The 24,605-nt window shown below is 71.0% G+C and carries 28 protein-coding genes and 2 tRNA genes; 12 read left to right on the top strand and 18 right to left on the bottom strand.

Annotated features, from left to right (window positions below):
• Nucleotides 1-10 precede the first annotated feature (10 nt).
• The 8 genes from ACYU7L_RS05640 to ACYU7L_RS05675 form a co-directional block, all read right to left on the bottom strand.
• The gene (locus ACYU7L_RS05640) at nucleotides 11-586 is read right to left on the bottom strand and encodes a TerD family protein (protein ID WP_460794330.1); all 576 of its coding nucleotides are present in this window, start codon (nucleotides 584-586) and stop codon (nucleotides 11-13) included.
• Between the two features lie 74 nt (nucleotides 587-660).
• A complete protein-coding gene (locus ACYU7L_RS05645; RefSeq protein ID WP_460794331.1) occupies nucleotides 661-1,416 on the bottom strand; it encodes an AIM24 family protein in 756 nt (251 codons plus the stop codon).
• Nucleotides 1,416-2,057: an AIM24 family protein gene (locus ACYU7L_RS05650; protein ID WP_460794332.1), complete on the bottom strand. Its 642-nt coding sequence runs from the start codon at nucleotides 2,055-2,057 to the stop codon at nucleotides 1,416-1,418. The genes ACYU7L_RS05645 and ACYU7L_RS05650 overlap by 1 nt, the downstream gene beginning before the upstream one ends.
• A 12-nt stretch (nucleotides 2,058-2,069) precedes the next feature.
• Nucleotides 2,070-2,687 carry an AIM24 family protein gene (locus ACYU7L_RS05655; RefSeq protein WP_460794334.1) on the bottom strand — a complete coding sequence of 206 codons (618 nt, stop codon included), beginning with the start codon at nucleotides 2,685-2,687 and terminating at the stop codon, nucleotides 2,070-2,072.
• Nucleotides 2,688-2,759: 72 nt separating this feature from the next.
• Nucleotides 2,760-3,878 carry an adenylate/guanylate cyclase domain-containing protein gene (locus ACYU7L_RS05660; RefSeq protein WP_460794335.1) on the bottom strand — a complete coding sequence of 373 codons (1,119 nt, stop codon included), beginning with the start codon at nucleotides 3,876-3,878 and terminating at the stop codon, nucleotides 2,760-2,762.
• Between the two features lie 3 nt (nucleotides 3,879-3,881).
• Nucleotides 3,882-4,271 (bottom strand): cyclic nucleotide-binding domain-containing protein, encoded by a 390-nt coding sequence (locus tag ACYU7L_RS05665; protein ID WP_460794336.1) that lies wholly within the window; start codon nucleotides 4,269-4,271, stop codon nucleotides 3,882-3,884.
• A gap of 160 nt (nucleotides 4,272-4,431) precedes the next feature.
• Nucleotides 4,432-5,679: an arginine deiminase gene (locus tag ACYU7L_RS05670; protein WP_460794338.1), complete on the bottom strand. Its 1,248-nt coding sequence runs from the start codon at nucleotides 5,677-5,679 to the stop codon at nucleotides 4,432-4,434.
• A 31-nt stretch (nucleotides 5,680-5,710) separates the two neighbouring features.
• A complete protein-coding gene (locus ACYU7L_RS05675; protein ID WP_460794339.1) occupies nucleotides 5,711-6,304 on the bottom strand; it encodes a TMEM165/GDT1 family protein in 594 nt (197 codons plus the stop codon).
• A gap of 50 nt (nucleotides 6,305-6,354) precedes the next feature.
• Between ACYU7L_RS05675 and pheA the strand changes: the two genes are divergently transcribed.
• The 3 genes from pheA to ACYU7L_RS05690 are packed head-to-tail and all read left to right on the top strand — an operon-like array spanning nucleotide 6,355 to nucleotide 8,253.
• Nucleotides 6,355-7,293 (top strand): prephenate dehydratase, encoded by a 939-nt coding sequence (gene pheA, locus ACYU7L_RS05680; protein WP_460794341.1) that lies wholly within the window; start codon nucleotides 6,355-6,357, stop codon nucleotides 7,291-7,293.
• A gap of 23 nt (nucleotides 7,294-7,316) precedes the next feature.
• A complete protein-coding gene (locus ACYU7L_RS05685) occupies nucleotides 7,317-7,718 on the top strand; it encodes a DUF4446 family protein (RefSeq protein ID WP_460794342.1) in 402 nt (133 codons plus the stop codon).
• 55 nt (nucleotides 7,719-7,773) lie between these two features.
• Nucleotides 7,774-8,253, top strand: a complete 480-nt coding sequence (locus ACYU7L_RS05690; protein ID WP_460794344.1) for a nitroreductase/quinone reductase family protein — start codon at nucleotides 7,774-7,776, stop codon at nucleotides 8,251-8,253.
• Between the two features lie 169 nt (nucleotides 8,254-8,422).
• On the opposite strand, the gene ACYU7L_RS05695 is transcribed toward ACYU7L_RS05690, so the two are convergent.
• Complete coding sequence (locus tag ACYU7L_RS05695) at nucleotides 8,423-9,997, bottom strand: bifunctional phosphatase PAP2/diacylglycerol kinase family protein (RefSeq protein ID WP_460794345.1); 1,575 nt, start codon at nucleotides 9,995-9,997, stop codon at nucleotides 8,423-8,425.
• 98 nt (nucleotides 9,998-10,095) lie between these two features.
• On the opposite strand from ACYU7L_RS05695, the gene serS reads away from it, so the two are divergent.
• Both serS and ACYU7L_RS05705 read left to right on the top strand, forming a co-directional pair.
• Nucleotides 10,096-11,376, top strand: a complete 1,281-nt coding sequence (gene serS / locus ACYU7L_RS05700; RefSeq protein WP_460794346.1) for a serine--tRNA ligase — start codon at nucleotides 10,096-10,098, stop codon at nucleotides 11,374-11,376.
• On the top strand, nucleotides 11,369-12,283 hold the full coding sequence (locus ACYU7L_RS05705; RefSeq protein ID WP_460794348.1) for an HAD family hydrolase: 915 nt from the start codon (nucleotides 11,369-11,371) through the stop codon (nucleotides 12,281-12,283). Before serS ends, ACYU7L_RS05705 begins: the two co-directional genes overlap by 8 nt.
• Here the strand turns inward: ACYU7L_RS05705 and ACYU7L_RS05710 are convergent.
• Nucleotides 12,276-12,926 carry a hypothetical protein gene (locus tag ACYU7L_RS05710; protein ID WP_460794350.1) on the bottom strand — a complete coding sequence of 217 codons (651 nt, stop codon included), beginning with the start codon at nucleotides 12,924-12,926 and terminating at the stop codon, nucleotides 12,276-12,278. The genes ACYU7L_RS05705 and ACYU7L_RS05710 overlap by 8 nt on opposite strands.
• A 35-nt stretch (nucleotides 12,927-12,961) precedes the next feature.
• Between ACYU7L_RS05710 and ACYU7L_RS05715 the strand changes: the two genes are divergently transcribed.
• Together ACYU7L_RS05715 and ACYU7L_RS05720 are read left to right on the top strand one after the other, a co-directional pair.
• Nucleotides 12,962-13,768 carry an HAD family hydrolase gene (locus tag ACYU7L_RS05715; protein WP_460794351.1) on the top strand — a complete coding sequence of 269 codons (807 nt, stop codon included), beginning with the start codon at nucleotides 12,962-12,964 and terminating at the stop codon, nucleotides 13,766-13,768.
• A gap of 87 nt (nucleotides 13,769-13,855) precedes the next feature.
• A complete protein-coding gene (locus ACYU7L_RS05720; protein ID WP_460794352.1) occupies nucleotides 13,856-14,524 on the top strand; it encodes a hypothetical protein in 669 nt (222 codons plus the stop codon).
• On the opposite strand, the gene ACYU7L_RS05725 is transcribed toward ACYU7L_RS05720, so the two are convergent.
• Genes ACYU7L_RS05725 through mobA form a run of 4 tightly spaced genes read right to left on the bottom strand, consistent with a single transcriptional unit; the run spans nucleotide 14,525 to nucleotide 17,170 of the window.
• On the bottom strand, nucleotides 14,525-15,154 hold the full coding sequence (locus ACYU7L_RS05725) for a bacterial proteasome activator family protein (protein WP_460794353.1): 630 nt from the start codon (nucleotides 15,152-15,154) through the stop codon (nucleotides 14,525-14,527).
• Between the two features lie 43 nt (nucleotides 15,155-15,197).
• Nucleotides 15,198-16,175 (bottom strand): NAD(P)H-quinone oxidoreductase, encoded by a 978-nt coding sequence (locus ACYU7L_RS05730; RefSeq protein WP_460794354.1) that lies wholly within the window; start codon nucleotides 16,173-16,175, stop codon nucleotides 15,198-15,200.
• 37 nt (nucleotides 16,176-16,212) lie between these two features.
• On the bottom strand, nucleotides 16,213-16,536 hold the full coding sequence (locus ACYU7L_RS05735; RefSeq protein WP_460794356.1) for a DUF6457 domain-containing protein: 324 nt from the start codon (nucleotides 16,534-16,536) through the stop codon (nucleotides 16,213-16,215).
• Nucleotides 16,537-16,588: 52 nt separating this feature from the next.
• Nucleotides 16,589-17,170: a molybdenum cofactor guanylyltransferase gene (gene mobA, locus ACYU7L_RS05740; RefSeq protein WP_460794357.1), complete on the bottom strand. Its 582-nt coding sequence runs from the start codon at nucleotides 17,168-17,170 to the stop codon at nucleotides 16,589-16,591.
• A gap of 114 nt (nucleotides 17,171-17,284) precedes the next feature.
• On the opposite strand from mobA, the gene ACYU7L_RS05745 reads away from it, so the two are divergent.
• Genes ACYU7L_RS05745 through ACYU7L_RS05755 form a run of 3 tightly spaced genes read left to right on the top strand, consistent with a single transcriptional unit; the run spans nucleotide 17,285 to nucleotide 19,522 of the window.
• Nucleotides 17,285-18,055 (top strand): carbon-nitrogen hydrolase family protein, encoded by a 771-nt coding sequence (locus tag ACYU7L_RS05745; RefSeq protein WP_460794358.1) that lies wholly within the window; start codon nucleotides 17,285-17,287, stop codon nucleotides 18,053-18,055.
• A gap of 11 nt (nucleotides 18,056-18,066) precedes the next feature.
• Nucleotides 18,067-19,254 (top strand): hypothetical protein, encoded by a 1,188-nt coding sequence (locus ACYU7L_RS05750; protein WP_460794359.1) that lies wholly within the window; start codon nucleotides 18,067-18,069, stop codon nucleotides 19,252-19,254.
• A gap of 40 nt (nucleotides 19,255-19,294) precedes the next feature.
• Nucleotides 19,295-19,522, top strand: a complete 228-nt coding sequence (locus tag ACYU7L_RS05755; protein WP_460794360.1) for a biotin/lipoyl-binding carrier protein — start codon at nucleotides 19,295-19,297, stop codon at nucleotides 19,520-19,522.
• A 92-nt stretch (nucleotides 19,523-19,614) separates the two neighbouring features.
• On the opposite strand, the gene ACYU7L_RS05760 is transcribed toward ACYU7L_RS05755, so the two are convergent.
• Nucleotides 19,615-19,702: transfer RNA gene (locus ACYU7L_RS05760), tRNA-Ser, on the bottom strand.
• Between the two features lie 89 nt (nucleotides 19,703-19,791).
• A complete protein-coding gene (locus tag ACYU7L_RS05765) occupies nucleotides 19,792-20,187 on the bottom strand; it encodes a hypothetical protein (protein ID WP_460794361.1) in 396 nt (131 codons plus the stop codon).
• A 123-nt stretch (nucleotides 20,188-20,310) separates the two neighbouring features.
• On the opposite strand from ACYU7L_RS05765, the gene ACYU7L_RS05770 reads away from it, so the two are divergent.
• Both ACYU7L_RS05770 and ACYU7L_RS05775 read left to right on the top strand, forming a co-directional pair.
• Nucleotides 20,311-20,757, top strand: coding sequence for a hypothetical protein (locus ACYU7L_RS05770; RefSeq protein WP_460794362.1), 447 nt, complete (start codon nucleotides 20,311-20,313; stop codon nucleotides 20,755-20,757).
• A 91-nt stretch (nucleotides 20,758-20,848) separates the two neighbouring features.
• Nucleotides 20,849-20,938: transfer RNA gene (locus ACYU7L_RS05775), tRNA-Ser, on the top strand.
• 559 nt (nucleotides 20,939-21,497) lie between these two features.
• Here the strand turns inward: ACYU7L_RS05775 and ACYU7L_RS05780 are convergent.
• Both ACYU7L_RS05780 and ACYU7L_RS05785 read right to left on the bottom strand, forming a co-directional pair.
• A complete protein-coding gene (locus ACYU7L_RS05780; RefSeq protein ID WP_460794364.1) occupies nucleotides 21,498-22,499 on the bottom strand; it encodes a LuxR family transcriptional regulator in 1,002 nt (333 codons plus the stop codon).
• Nucleotides 22,500-22,652: 153 nt separating this feature from the next.
• On the bottom strand, nucleotides 22,653-24,476 hold the full coding sequence (locus ACYU7L_RS05785; protein WP_460794365.1) for a phosphoenolpyruvate carboxykinase (GTP): 1,824 nt from the start codon (nucleotides 24,474-24,476) through the stop codon (nucleotides 22,653-22,655).
• Nucleotides 24,477-24,605: the final 129 nt, after the last annotated feature.

The raw sequence follows: 24,605 nt of genomic DNA on the forward strand, positions 1-24,605 counted from the left end.
GTGGCAGGTCCTAGACGTTGACGCCGAAGTCGGCGGCGATGCCGCGCAGGCCGGAGGCGTAGCCCTGACCGACGGCCTTGAACTTCCACTCGGCGCCGCTGCGGTAGACCTCGCCGAAGACCATCGCGGTCTCGACCGAGGCGTCCTCGGTCAGGTCGTAGCGGGCGATCTCGGCCCCGCCGGACTGGTTCACGACGCGGATGAACGCGTTGCGGACGGCGCCGAAGTTCTGCTTGCGGGTGTCGGCGTCGTAGATCGAGACGGCGAAGATGACCTTCTCGGCCTCGGCGGGCACCGCGGCCAGGTTGATCTTGACGACCTCGTCGTCACCCTCGCCCTCACCGGTGAGGTTGTCGCCGAGGTGCTCGACCGAGCCGTCGGCGGACTTGAGGTTGTTGAAGAAGACGAAGTGTCCGTCGGAGAGGACCTTGCCGTTCGCGCCCACCATGATGGCCGAGGCGTCCAGGTCGAACTCTCCCCCCGAGAACGTGTTGGTGTCCCAACCGAGGCCGACGTTGATGTCGGTGAGGCCGGGCGCCTCCTTGGAGAGCGAGACGTTGCCGCCCTTGCTGAGCGAGACTCCCATTGAATTCCCTTTCGCTTGAGTGGTGCGGTGGTGTCAGTTCTATCGTGCCGGTGGCTAAGTGGTGCCCGAGTGGGCTACTGCTGCTGGCCGCGGGCGACCAGTCGGTGGCCGAGCTGGACGGCGCTGTTGGCGTCGAGCAGGTTGGTGTGAGACTCCACGATCCGCATCATCGCCGAGTCCACGCGCAGCTTCTCCGACGACTGCATGAGGATGGTGCCGGCGCCGGTGAAGTCATATTGGCGCTCCTCGCCCGACTCCCGCCCGAGCATCCCCTGGACGCCCGCCATGAACGAGGCGGCCATCCAGTTGTGGTCGTAGTGCTGCGACGGCGACGGGCAGTCGGCCCAGCCGAGCAGCGCGTCGGGGTCGGCGCGGAACGGCGGCTCGACGAAGATCACCGGCCCGTTGGAGGAGGCCAGGAACTTGCCGGTCCCGATCAGCGTGACGAAGCCGGGGACGATCGACTGCTTGAGCTCCAGCGACGGCTCGAAGCCCAGCAGGTTGACCTGCTTGATCGTCAGGTTGCCGGCCTCGAGGTCGTAGGAGTTGATGTCGTTGCCCCTGTCGCCGATCACGAGCTTGCCGTTGCCGGCGGCCACGATCCAGTCCTGGACGTAGAGCGGCGAGGAGAAGCGGGCGGCGACCCAGGCGGCCCGCGAGGCGAACGCGGCGATCCCGGAGAAGTCGATGTTGCCGTAGTAGGCGATCATCGCGCCCTTGTTGAGGAACCACTCCCCGGCGAGGTCGATCGAGAACGAGTAGGCGTTGACGTTGTCGTTGCTCGGCAGCGTCTGGGCGTTGAAGACGGACATGTTCAATCCACCGATCATCAGAACTTCTTCTCCGAGGCCTGGACGTAGACGGTGCCGTGACCCGACACGTGGAGCTGGAAGGCCTCGCCGGAGCCGCGACCGATGAGGTCGCGCATCCCGACGCTGGCCTTGAGGTCGACGTTGAGCGCGCCGACGTGCCCGACGTACGCCTGGGGGTCGACGCCCACGGTCTCACCGTTGAGCTGCAGGGGGAAGGTCCCGCCGTGGGACAGGATCGCGACCGAGCCCTGCCCCGAGAGGCGGGTGGTGAAGAGGCCCTGCCCGGTCATCGCGCCGCGTACGGCGGCGCGTACGCCGCCCTGCCCGATGAACTCGACGCCGCTCTGCAGGTTGGCGTCGTGGGCGAGGAGGCGGTCGGCCTCCACGGTGAGGGAGTCGCCGGTCAGGTCGATGACGGTGACGTAGAGGCCCTGGTAGCCGTAGAGCACCGAGCCGCTGCCCTCGGTGGCCATCATCTTGTTGGACTCGCCGGCCATGGCGGTCCCGATCATGCCGCCGACGCCCTGGCCGGCGCCGGCGATGGGCCGGAAGCTGATCGCGCCGTCATAGCCGAGCATCGCGCCGCGGCGGGCGAGGATCGCGTGGTGGGGGTCGACCTGGACGCGGACGACCTTGCTGTTGACCTGCTCGAATGTCATCTCAGACCCCCCTCAGCGCTCGGCCGGCTGGATGTAGACCAGACCCTGGCCCTCGAAGCGCAGCGAGAAGGGCTCGCCACCGCCCTCGCCGGCCAGCGACCGCCACGAGACACCGGAGACCAGCGACATCTGCAGCTGGCCCGTGCCCGCGACGTACGCGTCCGGGTCGACGACCAGCGGCATGCCGGGGGCGACCTCGAGGCCGATCATCGGGCCGTCGGACATGATCGCGCACTGGCCGGTGCCGGTGACCTTGGTCGTGGCCAGGCCCTGGCCGGACGTCATCCCGCGCAGCCCGGCGAACTGGACGTCGAGCTTGAGGCCTCCGGTCACCGCGAGGATGTGCTCGGACTCGACGGTCAGAGTGTCGTTGTCGAGCTCCACGACCGTCACGTCCAGGGCGTCCTGCGCCAGGTAGGCGCGGCCGTGCCCGGTGCACTCCATCAGCGAGATCGACTCGCCGGCGACCTTCTGCTTGAGGGCGGCGCGGAGTCCGCCGCCGCCGCCCATGCCGGCGTGCTTGAAGTCGATGTTGCCGCTGTAGGCGACCATCGAGCCCGATGCGGCCCGGATGGTGTCCCCCGTCAGATCGGCATGCAGAACCCGTTTGTCCGCGGTCAGCGTCGCCACTGCCACCCCCTCGTCATCACGCCTGCTCCAGGCGGGTCGTCGAGGCGCCCCGGCCGGAGCGCCGGGGGCAGCCTAGCGGCGTCGCAGGACCCACGGCTCGAGGCGCGAGTAGCCCTTCACGGAGCGTCGGCGCATCCGTTGGAAGCGGTACGGCGATCCGTCGTCGCGCCCCTTGGGGTCCCCGATGTCGTGCTCGTGGCAGAGCTCGTCGTGGGTGCTCCGGTCGACGAGCACGGTGGAGGGCCGGGCGAGGGAGGTGAGGCGGGCCGCGATGTTGACGACGGGGCCGTAGACGTCGCCCAGCCGGCTGACCACCTCGCCGTACGCCACTCCCGCGCGGACCCGGGGGAACGAGTCGTCCTCGTCGGCGCCGAGCGCCACCAGGTCGAGCGCGATCTGGGCCGCGACGGTGGGGGAGTCGGCGACCAGCAGGATCTCGTCGCCGATGGTCTTGATGACCCGGCCGCCGTGGTCGACGACGACCTGGGTGGCGCGGTGCTCGAAGCTCTCGACCCAGTCGACGAGCTCGGACTCGGCCAGCCGCTTGCTCTGCGAGGTGTAGCCGACGATGTCGACGAAGCAGACCGCCATCGTCGTGGACTTGTCGCCGGTGCTCCCGGGGGAGCCCGTGCTCACCGCCCGGCCGGCGGCTCCGGCGAGGTGGCGGCGCCAGATGTAGGACTGCAGCCGCTCGACGCGCGGGACCACGGAGTCGATCAGCTCGAGGAGGCGCTCGTCGAGGACGAGATCCTCGGCGGGGGCCTCGGTCTCCGGTGACTCGGTCTCCGGTGACTCGGTCTCCGATGATCGGGCGGCGATCAGCCCCGTCAGCAGCCCGGTCTGCCACTCGGCGAGCCGGGCATAGCTGCGGCCCCAGGTGCGCACCAGCGCCGCCTGGGAGTCGGGACCGAGCACGCCCAGCATCACCAGGTCGCGGGTCAGGCCCAGCGCCTCGACGTCGCTCTCGGTGAACGCCACGTCCTCGGGGTCGCGGTGGGGGAAGCCGAGCAGGCGCCACAGCTCCTCGGCCAGCTCGAGCGGCACGCCGGTGCGCTCGGCGACCTCGAGCTTGGTCAGGGTCGGTGCGCCCCCGAGCAGAGCCGCCTCGACGGCGGCCAGCGGGTCGCCCCCCACGCCGCCCCCGGGACGGGCTGCGCCGCCGTCGTCGAGGCCGCTCGGCTCCGGCGGCACGGCTCAGCCCTGCAGGCTGTCCGGGTGGGGTGACATCCGGTCGTGGGCGGCCTTCTCCAGCGCCTCGTGGAAGGCCGGGAGCTCCGCGCTGAGCCGCTCGAGCTTCTCCCGGGACAGGTGCAGCAGCTTGAGGTCCGACAGGCTCACGATCGTCGCCGTACGCAGCGTGTGGTTGACGATCGAGGTCTCGCCCACGATGTCGCCGGGTCCCAGCTTCGCGATCTCGTGGCCGTGGCGGCGCACCGAGACCTCGCCGGTCTCGATGATGTAGGCCTTGTCGGCCGGTGTGCCCTCCCAGATCGGGGACCAGCCCTGCGGCACGCTCACCGGCGTCGCCATGGCCTTGATCCGCGCCACGTCGTGCGGCGCGAGTCCCTCGAAGATTCCCGTCATCGGGTCCTGCCTCTCTGCTGTGGTCCGTCCACGCCGTCCCAACGGTCGGGGCGGCCCGACGTCACGCCGCCCCACCCCACATGTAACGCGGGGTTACGACCACTATGGCAGCGTTATACCGCTGAGGCAGTGTGAGTAACCCCGCGTTACATCTGGGGGGTCAGTCGGTCGGGAGCGGGTCCCGGGTCACCGGGCAGCTCATGCAGCGGGGGCCGCCGCGGCCGGAGCCGAGCTCGGAGCCGGCGATCCGGACGACCTCGATGCCGGCCTCCTCGAGGCGGTCGTTGGTCTCGACGTTGCGCTCGTAGGCCACGGCCAGGCGCGGGGCCAGGGCGAGGGTGTTGTTGCCGTCGTCCCACTGCTCGCGCTCGGCGGTGACCGGGTCGAGGCCGGTGTCGATCTGGTGCAGCGTGTCGATGCCCATCGCCTTGGCGGCCGCGACGAGGAACGGCTCGGCGCCGCTGACGTGCAGGTCCAGCTCCCGGTCGTCGGGTACGGCGCCGCCCGGCGCGGTCACGGCGTACGCCTGGAGCGAGTCGGCGACGTTGGGATACATCACGATCTTGTCGACGTCGACCATCGTGCACACCGTGTCGAGGTGCATGGTGGCGCGCTCCTGCGTGATGGGTACGGCGAGCACGGTGTGCGCCAGCCCGTCGTTGAGGACCTGGCGGGCGAACCGCTCAACGCCCGCGGGAGTGGTCCGCTCGCCGACACCGACGGCGATCACGCCGGGCGCCAGCAGCAGCACGTCGCCGCCCTCGACGTGCTCGTGCTGCCAGCCGTGGATCTTGGGCGTCCCGGCGAAGCGGGGGTGGTCGGTGTAGATCAGCTCGGTCAGCTGGGTCTCCCGGGCCCGGGCCGGCATCGCCAGCGACGTCACCGTCACCCGGTCGCGCACCCACACGCTGGAGTCGCGGGTGAACAGCAGGTTGGGCAGCGGGTCGATGATGAAGTCGTCGTGGGCCAGCAGCGAGGTGACCAGTCCGTGCCCGCCCTGGACCTCGTCGTTGCGGATACCCGCGGTCAGGTGGCGGGTCAGCTCGTCGGGAGACGCGTCGTGGAGGGCAGCGGTCAGGTAGGCGCGCAGCGTGTCGCCCAGGTGCAGCCCGGACAGCGCCGTGGTGATCGCGCGGTTGCGCGACGCCTCGCTCTGCAGGGTCTCGGTGAGCAGCTCGGTCAGATAGAGCACCTCGACCCCGCGGCTGCGCAGCGCCTCGGCGAACGCGTCGTGCTCGTCCTGGGCCCGCGCGACCCACGGGATGCCGTCGAAGAGCAGCCGGTCGTTGTTGCGCGGGGTGAGCCGCTGCAGCTCGGGGCCGGGCCGGTGCAGGAGGACCGTGCGGAGCCGGCCGACCTCGCTGTCGGCTCCGGTCTTCGCGGTCGCGGCAGTGGTGTCGACGCTCATGTCGCGACTCTAGACCGCCAGACGGCCGGTCTCAGCGCAGCAGGTCGTACGTCGTGAGCGCGGCCAGCGCGAGACACACGGCGGCGCCGACGTAGTGCAGCACGCTCAGCTTGACGTGGCCCAGCAACCAGCGCCCGACCAGCACCGCGAGCCCGCTGACGGTGAGCAGCGCCCCCAGCGAGCCGACGAAGACGCTGACGGGGTCGTCGTACTTCGCCACCAGCGAGAGCGTCAGCAGCTGCGACAGGTCGCCCCACTCGGCAGCGAAGAGCACCAGGAAGCTCGCCCCGATCGCCTTCCAGCCCTGGGCGGCCGGCGCCTTCTCGGCGAACTCCGAGCCGTCGTCGGCGGCGTCGTGCGAGCGCGCCTCGCGCAGCAGCAGCACGGCCCCGGCGAGGAAGAGCAGCGCAGCCGCTCCCTGCACCAGGTCCTCCGGCAGCAGAGCCGCGGCCTTGCCGAGCGCCACCGCGATGCCCACCTGGACGGTGAAGGCCAGCCCGACGCCGATCCAGACGTAGAGCGGCCGGAACTTCGTGGACAGCACCAGCGTCGCGAGGAACGTCTTGTCGGGCAGCTCCACCACGAAGATGGCGGCGAAGGTGAGGGCGACGACGACGAGATCCACGCCCAGAGGATCCCATCCGGGCCGGGGCGGGTGACGACTAGGGTGAGCGCGTGGTCCCTGACGCGTCGCCCCGTTTCTCCTACCTCGGCCCCGAGGGCACCTTCACCGAGCAGGCGCTGCGCTCGCTCCCCGAGGCGGCCGGGGCCGAGCGACACCCCGCCGCGACGGTGACCGTCGCCCTCGACGCGGTGCGCAGCGGCGAGTCCGACGGCGCGGTGGTGCCGATCGAGAACTCCGTCGAGGGCTCGGTGCCCGTCACCCTCGACGAGCTGGCCACCGGCGAGCACTTGATGATCACCCGCGAGATGACGGTGCCGATCCGGTTCTCGCTCTTCGCCCGTGCCGGTACGACGCCCGCGGACGTCCGCGTCGTCGGGACCCACCCGCACGCGGCCGCCCAGACACGGCGCTGGGTCGCCGAGCACCTCCCCGGCGCGAGCGTCGTGCACACCACCTCGACGGCCGCCGCCTCCGCGGGTCTCGCCGACGGGAGCGCGCAGTGGGACGCGGCGATCTCGGCGCCGCTGGCCGGGGAGCGCTACGGCCTGGAGACGATCGCGGACGGCATCGGCGACAACCCGCACGCGATGACCCGCTTCGTCCTCGTCACCCGACCCGGGGTGGCGGCGCCCCCCACCGGTGCCGACAAGACCTCCCTGGTCGTCTTCATCCGCGACGACCACCCCGGGGCTCTGCTGGAGCTGCTCGAGGAGTTCACGCTGCGCGGCGTCAACCTGTCGCGCATCGAGTCGCGCCCCACCGGCGTCGGGCTGGGGCGCTACTGCTTCTCCATCGACTGCGAGGGACACGTCGCCGACGCCCGGGTGGGGGAGGCGCTGACGGGGCTGCGCCGTACGTCGGGCGGGGTGCGGTTCCTCGGGAGCTATCCGCGCGCCGACCAGGTGGTCACCAAGGTGCGGCCCGGCACCTCCGACCGCGACTTCACCGACGCCGCCGCCTGGCTCGAGTCGCTGCGCCGCGGACAGTAGGACGGGCACTAGGCTCTGGCGCCATGCCCGTGGCCCTTGCTTCCCTCGCCCTGATCGTCGCTCTGGGCGGCCTCGCGGTCGCCGTCCTCGCCCTGCGTCGTACCCGCCCCGAGCAGCGGCCGGCCGTCGACGCGCTGCCCGAGGACGTGCACGGGCTGCGTCAGGAGGTCGCGGCGCTGCGGGCGGAGGCGGCCGACGCGCTGCGCCACCTCGCGGTGGTGCGCTACGACGCGTTCGGCGACATGGGCGGTCACCTGTCCTGGTCGCTGGCGCTGCTCGACGACGCCGGGCATGGGGTCGTCCTCACCTCGATCCACGGCCGCAGCGAGGCCCGCACCTATGCCAAGTCGATCACGTCGTGGACCAGCGAGCAGCAGCTCTCGCCCGAGGAGGACGAGGCGATCGCGCACGCTCGTCCCCGCTGACCCCGACTGACACTGACACTGACACTGGCGCTCGGCTCGCCTACGCTCGGCGGCCATGAACCCGTTGCGCCCCGCTGCGATCGCGCTCGGCCGCCAGCCGTGGCTGCCGCGGTACCTGCCCGTCATCGTCCGCGTCGACCAGACGATGCGCCGCGTCTCGCGGGGCCGGTTCACGCTGCTCACCTTCGCGAGCCTCCCGGAGCTGTTCCTGACCGTGCCGGGACGCAAGTCCGGGATCGCGCGGACCACCCCGCTGCTCTGCGTGCCCGACCAGGGCTCGTGGCTGGTGGCGGGCTCCAACTGGGGCGCGCCGAAGCCGCCGGTCTGGGTGGCCAACCTGCGCGCGGTCATCGAGGCGGGCGACACGGCCGTCATCGAGTTCAAGGGCCGGGAGGTCGGGGTCCGTGCCGAGGAGCTGAGCGGCCCCGAGCGCAGCGAGGCCTGGGCGGTCATGGTCGAGACCTGGCCCAACTACCGCACCTACGCGACGCGCACCGAGCGGCTGATCCCGGTCTTCCGGCTCACCCGCGCCTGACGGGGTGCGGCCCCGATAGCCGGGAGCCCAGGAGGCGGGTACCGACAGGTAGCTGGAGATCCTCACGCGTCAGGTGAGGGAAGAACTCCAGTTACCCGCGAGTCGGGCGGTTCGCCGACGTGGACGCTGCTGCGGCCCGCCGTACGGCGGGCCGGGGCGCCGCCGCCCCTCAGCGCGGGACGCGCACCAGCAGCCGCCCGTGGATGCACTCCATCCGGAGCTCGCGCCCGGAGCCGATGGAGTCGCCGTCGAGCTGGCGCGGGGTGTCGGTGGCGGCGCGGACGACGACGGTGGCGCCGGTCATCCGGTTGACGAGATCGTCGGTGTGCTTGCGCTTGAGCAGCACGCGCCAGGCCAGGGGGACCCAGGCGAACAGGTTCTTGGGGTGCAGGATCACGACGTCGAGCTCGCCGTCGTCGATGGTGGCGTCGGGCAGCAGCGGCATGCCGGCCTGCAGGAAGCCGACGTTGCCGACGAGGACTGTGCGGGCGCGGTGCTTGGTGAAGGGGCCGTCGTCGACGGAGACCTCGACCCTCACCGCCGGGAACATGATCGACTTGAACCCGGAGACGACGTAGGCCATCCAGCCCACGCGCTTCTTGAGCTCCTCGTTGACGCCCTCCATGATCGCGGCGTCGAAGCCCATGCCGGCCATCACCATGAAGTGGGTGTCGTCGAACCCGTCGCCGGAGACCTTGACGAGGTCGATGGCTCGGTCCTGGCCGTTGAGCGCGACGTCGATCGCGGAGCGGATGTAGAGCGGGATGTCGAGGTTGCGGGCGAGCAGGTTGCCGGTGCCGGCCGGCACGATCCCGACCGGGATGCCCGTCCCGGCGAGCTCGGCGCAGACCTCGCGCACGGTGCCGTCGCCTCCGCACACGATGACCAGGTCGGAGCCCTCGAGGGCGGCGGCCTCGGCCATCCCGCTGCCCGGGTCCTCGATCGTCGTGTAGTGCCACCGGGGCTCCGACCAGCCGGCCTCCGCGGCCATCGACGACACGATGGAGCGGAACTGACCCGGATCCTCGACCTTGATCGGGTTGAGCACGACCGAGAGCCGGCGGCGTGAGGCGAAGACCTCGGGCAGCGGCTCGGTGTTGTCGGCCGTGCTCCGCGGCAGCGGGTTGACCAGCGCCATCGCGACCAGCACGAAGGTGAGCGCGAGCAGCGCGCCGCCCACCACGTCGGAGGGGTAGTGACGACCCAGCAGCACCCGGTCGAGGCAGACGAGCACCACCGCCACCAGCGCCAGCGCGCCTGCGATGCGGCGCACGTTGGAGCGGCGCACGAGCATCGTCACCAGCACGATCACCACCCCCGCCATCGCCGCGACCGACGAGGCGTGACCGCTCGGGAAGGAGTTGTTGATGTGCAGGTCGACGCCGTCCTGCCAGGCCGGTCGGTCGCGGCCGAAGAGCAGCTTGGAGCCGGTGGTGGCCAGCGCGGTGGACGCCATCACCGCGACGGTGAAGTACGCCGCGCGCCGGTAGGCCTTGAGGAAGAGCGCGACCGCCAGCACAGCGGTGTAGACCGTCATCGCGATCGTGTTGAAGACGTCCTCGACGACGCCGAGCGCCGTGCGCAGGGCCGACTGGTCGAGCCCCCATGCCGCAGCGGACTCCCCACGGCCGTCGAGCTCGCGCAACGGGGTCCAGTCGGTCACGACCAGCGCAGCGAGCGTCAGGTAGGCGGCCAGGGCCACGGCGGCCCATACGAGGGTGATCAGACGAGAACGGTCGAGCACTCCTGGGCTCCCCTCACGGACGCGCGACTGGACGGACGCCCAAGTATGGCGCGCAGGCCGTCCCCGCCCTCATCGCGGTCGGCGGCTAGCCTTGCCGCATGATCGACCCGCGACTCCTCCGTGAATCTCCCGACCGCGTCCGCGCCGCCCAGGCCAAGCGTGGTCTGTCCGACGACGTCGTGGACCGCGCCCTCGCCGCGGACGAGGCCCGCCGCGCGGCGATCGCCGAGTTCGAGGCCAAGCGGGGCGAGCAGAAGCAGCTCGGCAAGCTGATCCCGAAGGCGTCCGGCGACGAGAAGGCCGACCTCCTCGCGCGCACCAAGGTGCTGGCGGCCGACGTGAAGGCCGCCGAGGCCGCGCAGACGCAGGCCGAGGAGGAGTGGCAGGCGGCCCTCGCGTCGATCCCCAACCCCGCGGCCGAGGAGGTGCCGGCCGGCGGTGAGGACGACTTCGTCGTGCTCGAGACCGTCGGCACCCCGCGCGACTTCGCCACCGAGGGCTTCGAGCCGCGCGACCACATCGAGCTCGGCAAGATCCTCGGCGCCATCGACATCGAGCGCGGTGCGAAGGTCTCGGGCAGCCGCTTCTACTTCCTCACCGGGGTCGGCGCCCAGCTCGAGCGCGCGCTGGTCAACCTGGCGATGGACCAGGCCCGCGAGTCCGGCTTCATCGAGGTCATCCCGCCCGCGCTGGTCAAGCCCCGCGCGATGGAGGGCACCGGCTTCCTCGGGCAGGCCGCCGACGACGTCTATCGCATCGAGGGCCAGGACCTCTACCTCGTGGGCACCTCGGAGGTCCCGATGGCGGCCTACCACTCCGACGAGATCCTCGACGGCGAGTCGCTGCCCAAGCGCTACGCGGCCTTCAGCCCGTGCTACCGCAAGGAGGCCGGCTCGCACGGCAAGGACACCAAGGGCATCATCCGGGTGCACTGGTTCGACAAGGTCGAGATGTTCGTCTACACCACCGTCGAGGAGTCGTACGACGAGCACCAGCGGCTGCTGGGCTGGGAGAAGGAGTTCCTCGACAAGCTCGAGCTGGCCTACCGCGTGATCGACGTGGCGGCCGGCGACCTGGGGCTGTCAGCCCAGCGCAAGTTCGACTGCGAGGCGTGGATCCCCACCCAGGGCAAGTACCGCGAGCTCACCTCGACCTCCAACTGCACCGAGTTCCAGAGCCGGCGTCTCGACATCCGCGGCCGCTTCGGCGACGACGGGATCAAGCACGTCGCGACGCTCAACGGCACGCTGTGCGCGATGACGCGGACGATCGTCGCGATCCTCGAGACCCACCAGCAGGCCGACGGCTCCGTGCGGGTGCCGAAGGCGCTGCAGCCCTACCTGGGCGGGCGCGAGCTGCTGGAGCCTGTCCGTGGCTGACGCGTTCCGCACCGAGTCCGGCCAGGACGGCACGCAGAGCGGCCCGGCGAAGGACCCCTCGACCACCGCCGGCGCGCCCGGCTCGCCGGGGTGGCGGCCCAAGCTGGTCGCGCTCGACATCGACGGCACCCTGATCCGCTGGAGCGACAGCGGCACCACGCCCCGCGAGGAGATCACCCCCGCGGTCCACGCGGCCGTCCAGCGGGCCCAGGACGCCGGGGCGCACATCGTCTTGGCGAGCGGTCGCTCGCCGCACGGCATGACGTTCGTGGCCGACCTGCTCAACCTGCACACCGAGGGTGACGAGCCGCTGTGGATCGTGGCCTCCAACGGCGCCGTGGTCTTCCGCTACCCGCCGATGGAGGTCGTGCACGAGGAGACGTTCGACGCGGCGCCGGCCGTGGCGGCGGTGCTCGAGCACCACCCGGAGGCGCTGGTGGCGGTCGAGGAGCGCGGGGTCGGCTACCGCGTCAACCGGCACTTCCCCGACGGGGAGCTCTCCGGGCAGATGTTCATCACCGAGGTCGACGACATCGTCGCCCACCCCGTCAGCCGCGTGATCATCCGCGACCCCAACGCCACCTCCGAGGACTTCGTCCAGCTGGCCGCGAAGCTGGGGCTGCAGGGCACCGACTACGTCGTCGGCTGGACCGCCTGGCTCGACCTCGCCCCCGTCGGCATCTCCAAGGCCTCGGGGCTGCAGCAGGTCGTCGACGTGCTCGGGGTCGAGGCGGCCGACGTGCTGGCGATCGGCGACGGCCGCAACGACCTCGAGATGCTCGCCTGGGCCGGCCGCGGGGTCGCGATGGGCCAGGCCGTCCAGGTCGTCCATGACACCGCCGACGCCACCACGACGGGCGTCGACGAGGACGGCGCGGCCGTGGAGATCGACCGCTGGTTCAGCTGAGATCGAGCGCGTAGTCGCGTGGGGGCGCCCACTGCCCGTCGCGCTCGAGGTGGGCATAGATGTCGCGCTCCGGGGCGAAGAAGTCCAGGAGCCGGCGGCGTACGCCCGCGTCGATGTCGGCGGGGCGCTTCTGGCTGACGTTGCGACGCTCGAAGGCCAGCGGCTTGCCGACCTTGTCGCTGAGCCAGCCCTGCCACACGTCGCTCGACTCGTAGCGGAAGATCCGGTCCACGCCGATCACCCGTGACTCGTAGGAGCAGAACCGCGCCGGCCGCCCGATGCCGAGCAGCGACTTGTCGCGCGCGACGTAGCGCTCGGCGAACTCGGTGAAGCTCTGGTCGCCGGTCCAGTTCTGCGCCTTCTCGGGGTCGCGGCGCAGCTCCGGGCGCGAGCGGTAGCGCCACCAGCTCTCCAGCCAGTCCAGCGGCTCCCGGAAGAGGCACACGACCTCGTAGTCCTCCCGCTGGTGGCCCCCGAGCTCGAGGACGGGCGCGATCCGAGTCGCGAACGCGGTGTAGTTGGAGTGCTTCATCGGGCCACGCAGGATCGCCCGCGCCTGGGGCTCCAGGACGTGCTCGACGGCGGTCGAGGCGCACTTGGGCATGGAGAGCCACACGAAGCCGCGGTGCGGGAGGGCCATCATGTCTCGACCCTAGAACAAGCCGATAGCGTGAGGGCGTGAGCCTCCCGAGCAGCACCCCTCGTCTGGTCGCGACCGATCTCGACGGGACGCTGCTGCACACCGACGGAACGGTCACGGCGCGCACCCGCGAGGTCCTCGAGGAGCTCGACCGGCGCGGGGTGCCGGTGGTCTTCGTGACCGGCCGTCCGCTGCGCTGGATGGAGGCGCTGTGGACCGACGTGGGCGGGCACGGGCTGGCGATCTGCTCCAACGGCGGCATCGTGTACGACGTGGCGCTCCACGCCGTCCGCTCCTCGCGCACGATCGCCCCGCCCACGGCCGTCAAGGTCGGCGACGTCGTGCGTCGCGCGCTGCCCGGCACCACCTTCGCGCTGGAGACCACCTCCGGCTTCGCCCGTGAGGAGGGCTTCCTGCCGCGGCGGCCCGCACCCCCCGAGGTGCCGGTGGGCACGCTCGAGGAGATCGCCGACGACACCGTCGTGAAGCTGCTCGCGCGCCACGAGACGATCGAGCCCGAGTCGTTCTGGGCCCAGGTGGAGGATGCGGTCGGCGATCTCGTGACGACCACCTGGTCGTCGTCCACCGCGCTGGTGGAGATGAGCGCGCAGGGCGTCACCAAGGCCTCGACGCTCGAGCTGCTGTGCCAGGAGATGGGGGTGGCCGCCGCGGAGGTGGTGGCCTTCGGGGACATGCCCAACGACATCCCGCTGCTCAGCTGGGCGGGCACGTCGTTCGCGATGGACAACGCCCACCCGTCCGTGCACGCGATCGCGACCCGGCGCGCTCCCGCCAACGACCTCGACGGAGTCGCGACCGTCCTGGCGGATCTGTTCGGCCTGTGACGCGTTGATTCCGCACCACCTGATTGACTGGTGACCCCCGCACCGCCCCCAGGCACAGAGGCTCGCGCAGCACCCCGGAAGGCCGGCATGACGACCCAGCACGACACCCACGACGTACGACGTCCCTCCCGGACGTCCGCAGGCCTGCTCGCGACCGTGGTCATGCTCGCGAGCCTGGCGCTGCTCGCCGGCGCCCCTTCGGCTGCGGCCTCACCCGCCGCGCCTGCGGCCCTGCGGTGCGCCGCCGAGACCATCGACGAGCACGCCGACAACGCCGACCTGGTCGCTGTCGGCTCGGTGGTCGCGGCAGTCGGTCAGCAGGCGAGCGTCGCGCCCGGCCAGAAGACGGCGCCCCCGACCGAGCCCACCGTCTGGACGGTCGCGCTGGAGCGTGTCTTCGCTGGTCGTCCCGACGCGGACATCATCGAGGTGGCTGTCCCGCCGGTCACCGACGTCGTCGCCCTGCGCGAGGGCGGCGCCTATGTGCTCTTCCTCGCGCGTGACAGCCGGGGCTGGGCGGTGCGTCCGTGCAGCGGCTCGGCGCCGGCCACCCCCGCTCTGACCGAGCGGGTGGCGCAGGCGCTCGGCGAGGGGACCGAGACCGAGAAGGAGCAGGTCACCGCCCAGCGCACCGTGGTCGAGCAGGAGGAGCCCACGACGCTGGTGCGCTTGGCGGCACCAGGCGGCGCGCTCGTGCTCGTCGGGCTTCTCGGGCTGGTCCTCGTGGGCAGGATCGGCGACCGGCCCGAGCGCTGACTAGAGGTACATCCCTCCGGCGCCACCGGGAGCCGGAGGTGCCGCCTGCTCGGCAGGGACGGCGGCGCCGGCCGACATGCCGGGGGGCAGCGAGCGGCGCATCTGCTCGAGCTGGGCCCGAGCGGCCATCTGCTGGGCATAGATGGCGGTCTGGATCCCGTGGAAGAGCCCTTCGAGCCAGCCGACCAGCTGGGCCTGGGCGATCCGGAGCTCCCCTTCGCTCGGCGTGCCGTCGGCGAAGGGCAGCGAGAGGCGCTGCAGCTCCTCGACCAGCTCGGGGGCGAGGCCGGCCTCGAGCTCATGGATCGACGACTCGTGGATCTCCTTGAGGCGGGCCCGGCTCGCCTCGTCGAGCGGGGCGGCCTTCACCTCCTCGAGCAGCTGACGGATCATGCTGCCGATCCGCATCACCTTGGCGGGCTGCTCGACGAGGTCGGTGATGCTGCGCCCGTCCTGGTCCTCCTCGTCATCCCCGTCGGTCTGACCGTCCTGCGGCATCGCGTTCAGCGCACTCGCGGGGACCGTGCCGAGGGGCTGACCGTCCGGTCCGATGATGACGATGTGCTCGTCGGACCCGGTGGTCGATTCGGCGTCGGCGGAGCTGCGGGCAGGCTGGGCGTGGTCGCTCATGGCCACCAATCTAGTCGCCCCCTCCAGCCGGGCCCGGCTCCCCTCAGAGCGTCAGCAGGATCTTGCCGCTGTGCCCACCCTCGCCCATCAGCGTGTGGGCCCGCGCCACGTCCTCCAGCGGCATCGTCTCGTGGACGATGGGCTTCACCTGCCCGTCGGCGACCAGTGGCCAGACGTGCTCCACGACGGCGGCGCACACTGCGGCCTTCTCTTCCGTGGACCGGGCGCGCAGCGAGGTCGCGGCGACGCTGGCGCGCTTGGCCAACAGCTTCCCGATGTTGAGCTCGCCCTTGACGCCGCCCTGCATGCCGATGATCACGAGGCGTCCCTCGACGGCGAGCGCGTCGACGTTGCGAGGGAGGTACTTCGCGCCCATGTTGTCGAGGATCACGTCGGCCCCGTGGCCGTCGCCGGTGGAGCGGAGGACCTCGACGAAGTCCTCGTCGCGGTAGTCGATGGTGACGTCGGCGCCGAGCTCGGCGCAGAGCGCCCGCTTCTCGGGGGAGCCGGCGGTGGTGAAGACCTTCGCGCCGTACGCCGAGGCGATCTGGATGGCCATCGTCCCGATGCCACCGGCGCCGCCGTGGACGAGGAAGTGCTCGCCCGGCTGCAGCTCGGCGACCATGAACACGTTGGACCACACCGTGCACGCCACCTCGGGGAGCGCGGCAGCGGTCACCAGGTCGACACCCGCGGGGACGGGCATCACCTGACCGGCGGGCACGACGACCCGCGAGGCGTAGCCCCCGCCGGAGAGCAGGGCGCAGACCTCGTCGCCCACGGACCAGTCGGTCACGCCCTCGCCCACCGCCGCGATGATGCCGCTGCACTCCAGGCCGAGCACGTCGGTGACGCCCGGCGGCGGGGGATAGAAGCCCTGGCGCTGCAGGGTGTCGGCACGGTTCACCGCCGTCGCGACAACGGTGATGGCCACCTCGCCCGGGCCGGGGTCGGCGTCGGGCAGGTCGGTGAGGGTCAGGGCCTCGGGGCCCCCGGGCTCGGGAGCGATGACGGCGCGCATGCGCCCAGCCTAGGAGGCCGCCCGTGAGCGTGGCGGTTCAGGCCTCGAAGACGTCCGTCGAGTGGTCGACGCCTGTGTCGTCGGGGACCGGGTCGTTGATGTCCAGCGGGTCGGGCGCACCGGCGGGGCGCTCCCAGCCCTCGGCCAGGGCCTGGGCCCGGGCGGCCAGCTGCTCGGTCTGCTCGGGGTTGGCCGCGGTCATGCCGACGGCGAGACCGAGGAGGTAGGTCGTGATCGGCGCGGCGGGACGCTCGACCTGGTGCGAGGCGATCTTGGCCAGGTCCAGGACCAGGCCCTCGTCCACCTCGACGTCCAGGTCGAGGACGTCGCAGAGCTCATCGATCCAGTCGTGCAGGTTCACGGGACCCACACTCGCCGAACGGGGCGCGGTCCGCAACCTGTGGCGTGTCGCGTCAGCGCTCGAGGTCGCGCAGGTCACGCCAGGTGTCGACATCGACGCCCTCGTCGCCGTCGGCCGGCACCTCGGCGAGGTCCAGGTCGGCCAGCAGGCGGTGCAGCGCCATCCCGTGCTGCTCCTCGAGTCCGGGGCGGACCTCGTCGAGACGGCGTACGTCGATCACGCCGGCCAGCTGGCGGCGTCCCTCGCCGCCGGCCTCGACCAGGAACGCGCCGTCATGGCCCACAGCGGCCTCGCGCAGCCGGCGGAAGGTGTGCGCCGTGACCTTGGGCATGTCGACGGCGAGCACGCCGAGCAGCGTCGGCGAGCCCAGGAGCGCGTCGCGACCGGTGAGCAGCCCGGCGACCGGGCCCCCGCGCGGGGGGTCCTCGCGGGTGAAGGTGACGGGTCGCTCGGTCGGCACCTGCTCGCCGACGACCACCACCTCGGTGGCGTCGAGCACGGCGTCGAGGGCGTACTCCAGCAGCGTGCGACCGGCGTGCTCGATCGAGGCCTTGTCGATGCCGTCCATCCGCGCGGCCGTGCCGCCGGCGAGGACGACGGCGGAGAAGCCCTGGGCGCTGAGGTCGAAGTCCACGGGCGGAGTCTCCCACCTCCCCGGGAGCCCTGGTCGTGTGCCTGGGGACGCGGAGGAGCGCGTGCTGGGGCACACGACCCCTCGGTGCGCCGGCGGGGGTGGCACTCTGGAGACATGAGTGACTCGCTGCGCATCGCGCTGGTCCAGGAGGCGTCCGGGCTCGAGTCGGACGAGAACCGCCGCCGGCTGGCCGACCTCGTGCCCGACGACGCCGACCTCGTGGTGCTGCCGGAGGCCTGGGCGCGCGACTTCGGTCCGTCCGGGTCGGACGTGAGCGCGTTCGCGGAGACGATGGACGGCCCCTTCGTCCGAGAGGTCGAGCGGGTGGCCGACGAGCGCGGCGCCGTCGTCGTGGCGGGCATGTTCGAGGCGTCGGCCGACCCGGCCCGTCCCTGGAACACGCTGGTCGCGCGCGGCCCCGGCGTCAGCGCGTCGTACCGCAAGATCCATCTGTACGACTCGTTCGGCTATCGGGAGTCCGACCGGCTCAGCCCGGGCGTCACCGAGCCGGTGGTGATCGACGTGGAGGGCTTCCGGGTCGGGCTGATGACCTGCTACGACCTGCGCTTCCCCGAGCTGGCGCGGGCGCTGGTCGACCGGGGAGCCGAGGTCCTCGTGGTGCCCGCAGCCTGGCTCGCCGGGCCCCTCAAGGTCGACCACTGGCGGACGCTGGCCCGCGCCCGCGCGATCGAGAACACCACCTGGGTGCTCGCGGTGGGCCAGCCGGCACCGCGCTACACCGGGCACTCGCTGGTGGTGGACCCGATGGGGGAGGTGCTGGCGGAGACCGGCGAAGAGCCAGGTCTCGTCCGGGCCACGCTGGAGCGCGAGGTGCTGGACCGGGCCCGACGCACCAACCCGTCACTGTCCAACCGGCGTCTGTAACCTTCCTCGTCGTGTCATCCACCTCCAAGGGCCGTCGCGCAGCCCCTCGCCGCGCCGCTCCGCGACCCCCGTCGCGGTGGGCCCGGCTCCGCGCCCGCCGGGAGCCCGCCGACCCACTGGTGGTGGAGCCGCTGGTGGTGGACCGGACGGTCGCAGAGAAGCCGGCTGCCGACCGCCGTTCCTCGCCCGCTGCCCAGCGTGGACGTGACTCGAGCCGGTGGCGTGAGCCGCTGGCACCGCGCACCCGGCTCGTGCTCTGGAGCCTGGTGGTGCTGGTGGGCGTGGCCGGCATGATCGCCCCGATGGTGCCGATCGGCCCGGCATGGCTCGGCAGCGTGGGCACGGTGATGATCACCGTGGCCTACACCTGGGGTCTCGCCGTGCGCACCGGCGGGCGCGCCGTCATCTTCTCCCTGCTCGCGCTGGTGCTCGGGATCGGCGTCCTGGTGATCGACACCGACCTGCTGCGCAGCGGGGCGGCGGTGCTCGTGTGTGTGGTGGCGGGCGTCTTCGGCGTGATGGCCACCGTGCCGGCCGTGACCTTCTGGCACGCCGTCCGCGAGGTGCTGGTGGCGCTCGCGGTGGCGGCGGGTGGCGGCTTCGCCGCCGTCGGCTATGAGCCGGCCGTGCTGCTGACGCGCTTCGAGTACACGACGCTGGCGCTGGCGCTGGCCGCCTCCTTCGCCGCCGTCTACCGCCTCGGGGCGGGCCTGCACGGCCTCGGCCGCCGCGGGTTCTTCGCGGTGCTGGTGGGCAGCCTGCTGCTGGCGGTGATCTTGGCGTACGCCGAGATGCTGCGCCGCTATGGGACGCCCGGCCTGGTCGACTCGGCCCTGGACGTGGTGCGCTGGAGCCGCGAGAACCTCGGCGCCGTGCCCCGTCCGATCCAGGCGCTGCTGGGAGTCCCGGCCCTGGTCTGGGGCTGTCACATGCGTGCGCGGCGCCGCCAGGGATGGTGGGTCTGCGCCTTCGGCATCACCGCCACGGTGCCGCTGACCCACGCGATCGTCAACCCCGCAGCCTCCCTCGCCGAGGCGGTGCTGTCCGTGGGCTACAGCCTGATGGTCGGGCTCGTCGTCGGGTACGTCGTGATCCGGCTCGATCTCGCGCTCACGGGGCCGCGTGGTGCCCGTGCCCGTCGTCTCGAGGAGGCCGCGGCCGTGCGTCCGGAACCGGCCCGGGCCCAGCCGCTGCAGTAGTCATTCGGGGTACCTGCAAGTAACGACTACCGTCGCGATCATGGCCCGCGAGAAGCAGATCGAGATCGTTGCCGAGATGGTCGCGAACGTGATGGAGGTCCCCGTCTCCGCGGGGGACACCGTCGCTCCCGGAGACACCGTGGTGCTGCTCGAGTCGATGAAGATGGAGATCCCCGTGCTCGTCGAGGTCGCCGGGCGCGTCGCCGCCGTCCGGGTCACGCCGGGCGACGTCGTCCAGGAGGGCGACGTCCTGGTCGTCCTGGACTGACCCCCGCTGGTCGAGCAGGTTGCGCAGCCGGTGGTTGAGCAGGTTGCGCAGCAACCGCCGTCGAAACCAACCGACGTCGAGACCCGGTGACCTGGCAGAGGGGGCGGGATTCGAACCCGCGGTAGGTCTCCCTACGACCGCTTTCAAGGCGGTTCCGATCGGCCGCTCCGGCACCCCTCCTCGCATGGTCCGACCCCACCCGAGGGCGGCTCGTGACCGTTGCGCGGGAGCAGTCTAAGCGGCTCGGCCGGCTGAGCGTATGGGTGTGCCTACTCCGAGCCGCCCAGCTCGAGGTTGACCTCGTCGTAGGCGAGGTCGCGCAACCGCTGGAGGTGGTGCGAGATGTCGACCAGCAGCCGCCGCAGCTCCTCGCGTACGTTGTCGACGTCGCTGTCCTCGAGCACGTGGGGAGCCATCCGGCTCAGGCGCAGCAGCAGCTCGTTGCGCTCGCGGATCGCCGCGCCGCCGCGCGCCATCAGCCACCCCTCGCCCTCATAGGCGCTCTCGTCGACCAGCATGTCGCGGACCCCGAGGATGCGTTGGCGCACCGTCCAGCGCCAGTTGCCCAGTGCCACGTCGGCGCCCGAGTTCCGGTCGCTCGGCGAGGGGATCGCGTCGAGGGCCTGCTGCACACTCCTGAGGGCCGCGCCCGGCGTCGTACCCATCTGAGCCCTCCTGGCGGTCACGGGCGCAGGTGCGCCTCCGCACCGAGTGTGGCGCGCGCCATCGAGGACCACAAGTGCGTGCCCGATTGGTCCGCACCGGTCGTGTCTTGCTTGAATCGTGGGGTGTCCGACTACCGTCTCTCTCCCTCGTTGAACGCCCGCCTGCTCGGGTCGCTGCTGGTCGTCTCGGGAGTGGTGATGGTCATCGCCCTGCTCCTCGTGGGACTGGCCTCGCTGCCCGGCTGGCTGGTCCCCTTCGCGGGCGTGACCTGTCTGGTGGTGCTGGCGGTCGTCGGGGCCCTGGTCCTGCTGCGCGGCTGGGCGGTGCGCCTGGGCGAGGACGGCTACCAGGTCCGCCACATCCGTGGCGCAGGCGTGATGCAGGCCCGGTGGACGGACGTCGAGGACGCCGTCGCCGCCACGGTCGGTGGTACGGCGTGTGTCGTGGTCCGGCTCAAGGACGGTCGCAGCACGACGATCCCCGTCGCCTATCTCTCCGTCCCGCGCGAGGTCTTCGTGCGTGACCTGCAAGAGCACCTGCAGCACGGACAGGGCCTGCGCCGACTCTGACCCGGGCCTGTCTCACCCGGGTACGGCGCGCGAGTGTCGCCCCTGATTCGGCAAGAGCCCGGGGTGCCTTGTAGCCTGTGACGGCTGTCTGGGAGGCGTCGCCTAGTCCGGTCTATGGCGCCCGCCTGCTAAGCGGGTTGAGGGTTGTGCCCTCTCGCGGGTTCAAATCCCGCCGCCTCCGCAGTGAGTTCGGCCCCGTTCCCCCTCGTGGGGACCGGGGCCGAGCTGCGTTCTGGCGGGTCTCGGAGGACTGCCAGCTTCTGCAACTTGATGCAATGCAAGTTTGTGAGGCAGTGATCGGCTGAAAGGTTCCTCCGCCTGACCCCAGAATGGTGTCCAGCGAGGGTCGCCGTTGGCCCTCACAAGAAGGTGAGGTCACAATGAAGAACCTGCGTCGCGTCGGTATCGCACTGGCCGCAGCAGTCATGAGCCTTGCTGTTCTCGGGACCTCGGTGCCTGCCCAGGCGGCCCCTGGTGGCAACGGCAAGACGGACTCCTCGAAGATCGTCCCCCTGCGGGACACCAGCTGGGGCTGGTAACCCCCACCAAGATCCCTGAGACGCGGACCAACCAACCCCCACATGTTCGGTCCCTGAGCCATCCCCCCGGCCCGTCTCAAGGCACAAGGGCAGTGACGTCTGACGTCACTGCCCTTGTGACATTTTTCAGGGTGACGTGTCTACGAGGGGGACTGCCGAGGGTGGCCAACCAGCCCGTCTCGGCAACGGAACCGCCCCCGGTCACTCCTCCTCAGGAGCTCGTTCCTGGCCGGACACACCTTGGCTTCCCATCGCGTACCCGAGTTGGAAGCGCGTCTGCGCCTCGTACTCCTCTTTGAGATCCGAGATGTACCCCGCATACGTCCTCGGGCTGACGCCGAGACGCTTCGCGCTGGCCGGGTCGGCGTGGCCCTCGATGAGCATTCGGATGGTCATCGCTCGCTGCTCCGCGGCGATGTCCTTCATCATCGATGTCTCACGGTTGGTGAACGGTCGAGCGCGCTCCCAATGGCGGTCGAACATGTCAACGAGGTAGGCGACCAGCGAGGGGTCCCGAATCGCCAAGGCGACGTAGAGACCCTCGTGGCCGGGGATGACGGCCACTCGGCGGTCGACCACGATGAGGCGGTTGAAGAACTCGTCGAGGGTGCGGACCTCGGCGCCGCGCTCTGTCACGGCGGAGACGTACTTGTGCGTCTGCGAGTTCCGTCGCGCCGCGTGCTGATACAGCGTCCGCATCTGGACGCCGCGCTCAAGGGCGGCGATGTCGCGCTGCAGAGCGGTCTCCAGCGCGGCAGCGCGGCCAGCCTGGGGCTGAGCGGTGAGCAGCTCCCACTCCGCATCGCGCACGAGTGAGGTGAGGAACGGGTTGATGGCCTCGACTCGCAGCTCGGTGATGGAGCCCATCGCCGGGTGCGGGGCTCGCCGCCATGTCTGGGAGAGCGAGTTGAAGGCCATGGCCCACTGGGAGGACTCCTGGAGGAGTTCTGCCCCTTGCTGTCCGAGGGGGGTTACGACCCGCGCCTGGGCTGCCGAGGGGTCGGTGGCGACATAGCAGCCCGTGGCGGCCTCGAAGACGAGTAGGCCCAACTCTCTCAGCAGCTCGAATGCCGCGCGGTCCGGTCCGCCCTCGGAGATGCGTGGACTGTCCTCCTCGATCGGGCCTGAGGTGAGCACGTGCTCATAGAGGTCACGCGCCGCCGTCTCGAAGAGCTCGCGCTCCTCTGGGCCGTACTGCTCCACGCTGTCCTCCCGTCAACCCCTGCCGGGCATTATCCATCGTTTGCAGGTTCTTGCAGGGAACCCCCCGAAACCCCCAGGACCCCACCCGACAGTCGTCGGGTGGGGCCCTGCGGCGAGCTCAGCGTCGGAGCAGCAGCTCCGGTGCCGGGTGGATCAGCTTCCGAGACGCTGCTTGAGCCCGTCCAGCTCGCTCCACAGCACGGTCGGCAGGTTGTCGCCGAACTTCTCGAACCACTCCTGGATCTGCGGGATCTCGGCCTTCCACTCCTCCGCGTCGACCTTGAGCGCGGCCTCGAGGTCCTCGGCGGACATGTCGAGCCCGTCGATGTCGAGCGCGCCCGGCGCCGGCACGTGGCCGATCGGGGTCTCGACCGCGGCGGCCTGGCCGTCGATGCGCTCGACGATCCACTTCAGGACTCGGCTGTTCTCGCCGAAGCCCGGCCACAGGAAGCCGCCGTCCTGGTCGCGACGGAACCAGTTGACGTAGAAGATCCGCGGGAGCTTGGCGGCGTCGTTGTCCTTGCCGACGTTGATCCAGTGGTTGAAGTAGTCGCCGGCGTTGTAGCCGATGAAGGGCAGCATCGCCATCGGGTCACGACGCACGACGCCGACGGCGCCGACGGCGGCCGCGGTGGTCTCCGAGGAGAGGGTCGCGCCCATGAACGTGCCGTGGACCCAGTCGCGGGCCTCGGTCACCAGCGGGATGGTCGTCTTGCGGCGACCGCCGAAGAGGATCGCGTCGATCGGGACGCCGCGCGGGTCGTCGTACTCCGGCGCGAGGATGTCGCACTGCTTGATCGGCGTGCAGTAGCGCGAGTTCGGGTGGCTGGACAGCTCCTCGGAGTCCGGCGTCCAGGGCTCGCCCTTCCAGGAGGTGGCCTTGGCCGGCGGGTTCTCGAGACCCTCCCACCACACGTCGCCGTCCTCGGTCAGGGCGACGTTGGTGAACACCGAGTTGCCCTTCTCGATGGTCTTCATCGCGTTGGGGTTGGTGTCCTGGTTGGTGCCCGGCGCCACGCCGAAGAAGCCGTACTCCGGGTTGACCGCCCACAGGCGGCCGTCCTCGCCGATGCGCATCCAGGCGATGTCGTCGCCCAGGGTCTCGACCTTCCAGCCCGGGACGGTCGGGGCCAGCATGGCGAGGTTGGTCTTGCCGCACGCCGACGGGAACGCCGCGGCGATGTACTTGCGCACGCCCTGGGGAGAGGTGAGCTTGAGGATCAGCATGTGCTCGGCCAGCCAGCCCTCGTCGCGGGCCATCACGCTGGCGATGCGCAGGGCGTAGCACTTCTTGCCGAGCAGGGCGTTGCCGCCGTAGCCGGATCCGAAGGACCAGATCATCCGCTCCTCGGGGAACTGGACGATGTACTTGGTGTCGTTGCAGGGCCAGGCGACGTCGGCCTGCCCCTCGGCCAGGGGGTGGCCGACGGAGTGCAGAGCGGGCACCCACTGCGGGTCCTCGCCGGCGGCCGCGAGCTCCTCGATGCGGCGCAGGACCGAGCTGCCCATCCGCGCCATCACGGTCATCGAGACCGTGACGTAGGCGGAGTCGGTGAGCTCGATGCCGAACATCGGCTTCTCGGCGTCGAGGTGACCCATCACGAACGGGATGACGTACATCGTGCGGCCCTTCATGCAGCCGGCGTACAGCCCGCGCATGAGGTCCTTCATCTCGTTGGGGTCCATCCAGTTGTTGGTGGGCCCGCAGTCCTTCTCGTCGACCGAGCAGATGTAGGTGCGGTCCTCGACGCGCGCCACGTCGGTGGGGTCGGAGGCCGCATAGAAGGAGTTCGGCTTGATGGCCGGGTTCAGCTGCGTGAACGTGCCCGATGCCACGAGGGTCTCGGTCAGGTGCTTCCACTCCTCGTCGGAGCCGGTGCACCAGTGGATGTTGTCGGGCTGGGTGAGCTCAGCGATCTCGTTGACCCAGGCGAGGATGCCTTCGTGAGTCGTGGGCACCTGGAGTTCGGCGGTCATATGTCTTCGTTTCCCTCTCGCGCATCGCGAGGTCGCCCACCGGCAAAGGGTGTAGCGACCCCGGCCATCGAGCGTATCGATGGACGTGTCGTGGAGTGTCGTATGTGTGATCGCGCGGCTTCGTTGTCG

This window comes from Nocardioides pacificus, assembly GCF_054775955.1.

What these genes read in the sequence shown, in the direction of transcription:
- ACYU7L_RS05640 (WP_460794330.1), bottom strand. Translation starts at nt 586, where the DNA reads ATGGGAGTCTCGCTCAGCAAGGGCGGCAACGTCTCGCTCTCCAAGGAG.
- ACYU7L_RS05645 (WP_460794331.1), bottom strand. Translation starts at nt 1,416, where the DNA reads ATGATCGGTGGATTGAACATGTCCGTCTTCAACGCCCAGACGCTGCCG.
- ACYU7L_RS05650 (WP_460794332.1), bottom strand. Translation starts at nt 2,057, where the DNA reads ATGACATTCGAGCAGGTCAACAGCAAGGTCGTCCGCGTCCAGGTCGAC.
- ACYU7L_RS05665 (WP_460794336.1), bottom strand. Translation starts at nt 4,271, where the DNA reads ATGACGGGAATCTTCGAGGGACTCGCGCCGCACGACGTGGCGCGGATC.
- ACYU7L_RS05670 (WP_460794338.1), bottom strand. Translation starts at nt 5,679, where the DNA reads ATGAGCGTCGACACCACTGCCGCGACCGCGAAGACCGGAGCCGACAGC.
- ACYU7L_RS05685 (WP_460794342.1), top strand. Translation starts at nt 7,317, where the DNA reads ATGCCCGTGGCCCTTGCTTCCCTCGCCCTGATCGTCGCTCTGGGCGGC.
- ACYU7L_RS05690 (WP_460794344.1), top strand. Translation starts at nt 7,774, where the DNA reads ATGAACCCGTTGCGCCCCGCTGCGATCGCGCTCGGCCGCCAGCCGTGG.
- serS (WP_460794346.1), top strand. Translation starts at nt 10,096, where the DNA reads ATGATCGACCCGCGACTCCTCCGTGAATCTCCCGACCGCGTCCGCGCC.
- ACYU7L_RS05710 (WP_460794350.1), bottom strand. Translation starts at nt 12,926, where the DNA reads ATGATGGCCCTCCCGCACCGCGGCTTCGTGTGGCTCTCCATGCCCAAG.
- ACYU7L_RS05720 (WP_460794352.1), top strand. Translation starts at nt 13,856, where the DNA reads ATGACGACCCAGCACGACACCCACGACGTACGACGTCCCTCCCGGACG.
- ACYU7L_RS05725 (WP_460794353.1), bottom strand. Translation starts at nt 15,154, where the DNA reads ATGAGCGACCACGCCCAGCCTGCCCGCAGCTCCGCCGACGCCGAATCG.
- ACYU7L_RS05730 (WP_460794354.1), bottom strand. Translation starts at nt 16,175, where the DNA reads ATGCGCGCCGTCATCGCTCCCGAGCCCGGGGGCCCCGAGGCCCTGACC.
- ACYU7L_RS05745 (WP_460794358.1), top strand. Translation starts at nt 17,285, where the DNA reads ATGAGTGACTCGCTGCGCATCGCGCTGGTCCAGGAGGCGTCCGGGCTC.
- ACYU7L_RS05755 (WP_460794360.1), top strand. Translation starts at nt 19,295, where the DNA reads ATGGCCCGCGAGAAGCAGATCGAGATCGTTGCCGAGATGGTCGCGAAC.
- ACYU7L_RS05765 (WP_460794361.1), bottom strand. Translation starts at nt 20,187, where the DNA reads ATGGGTACGACGCCGGGCGCGGCCCTCAGGAGTGTGCAGCAGGCCCTC.
- ACYU7L_RS05785 (WP_460794365.1), bottom strand. Translation starts at nt 24,476, where the DNA reads ATGACCGCCGAACTCCAGGTGCCCACGACTCACGAAGGCATCCTCGCC.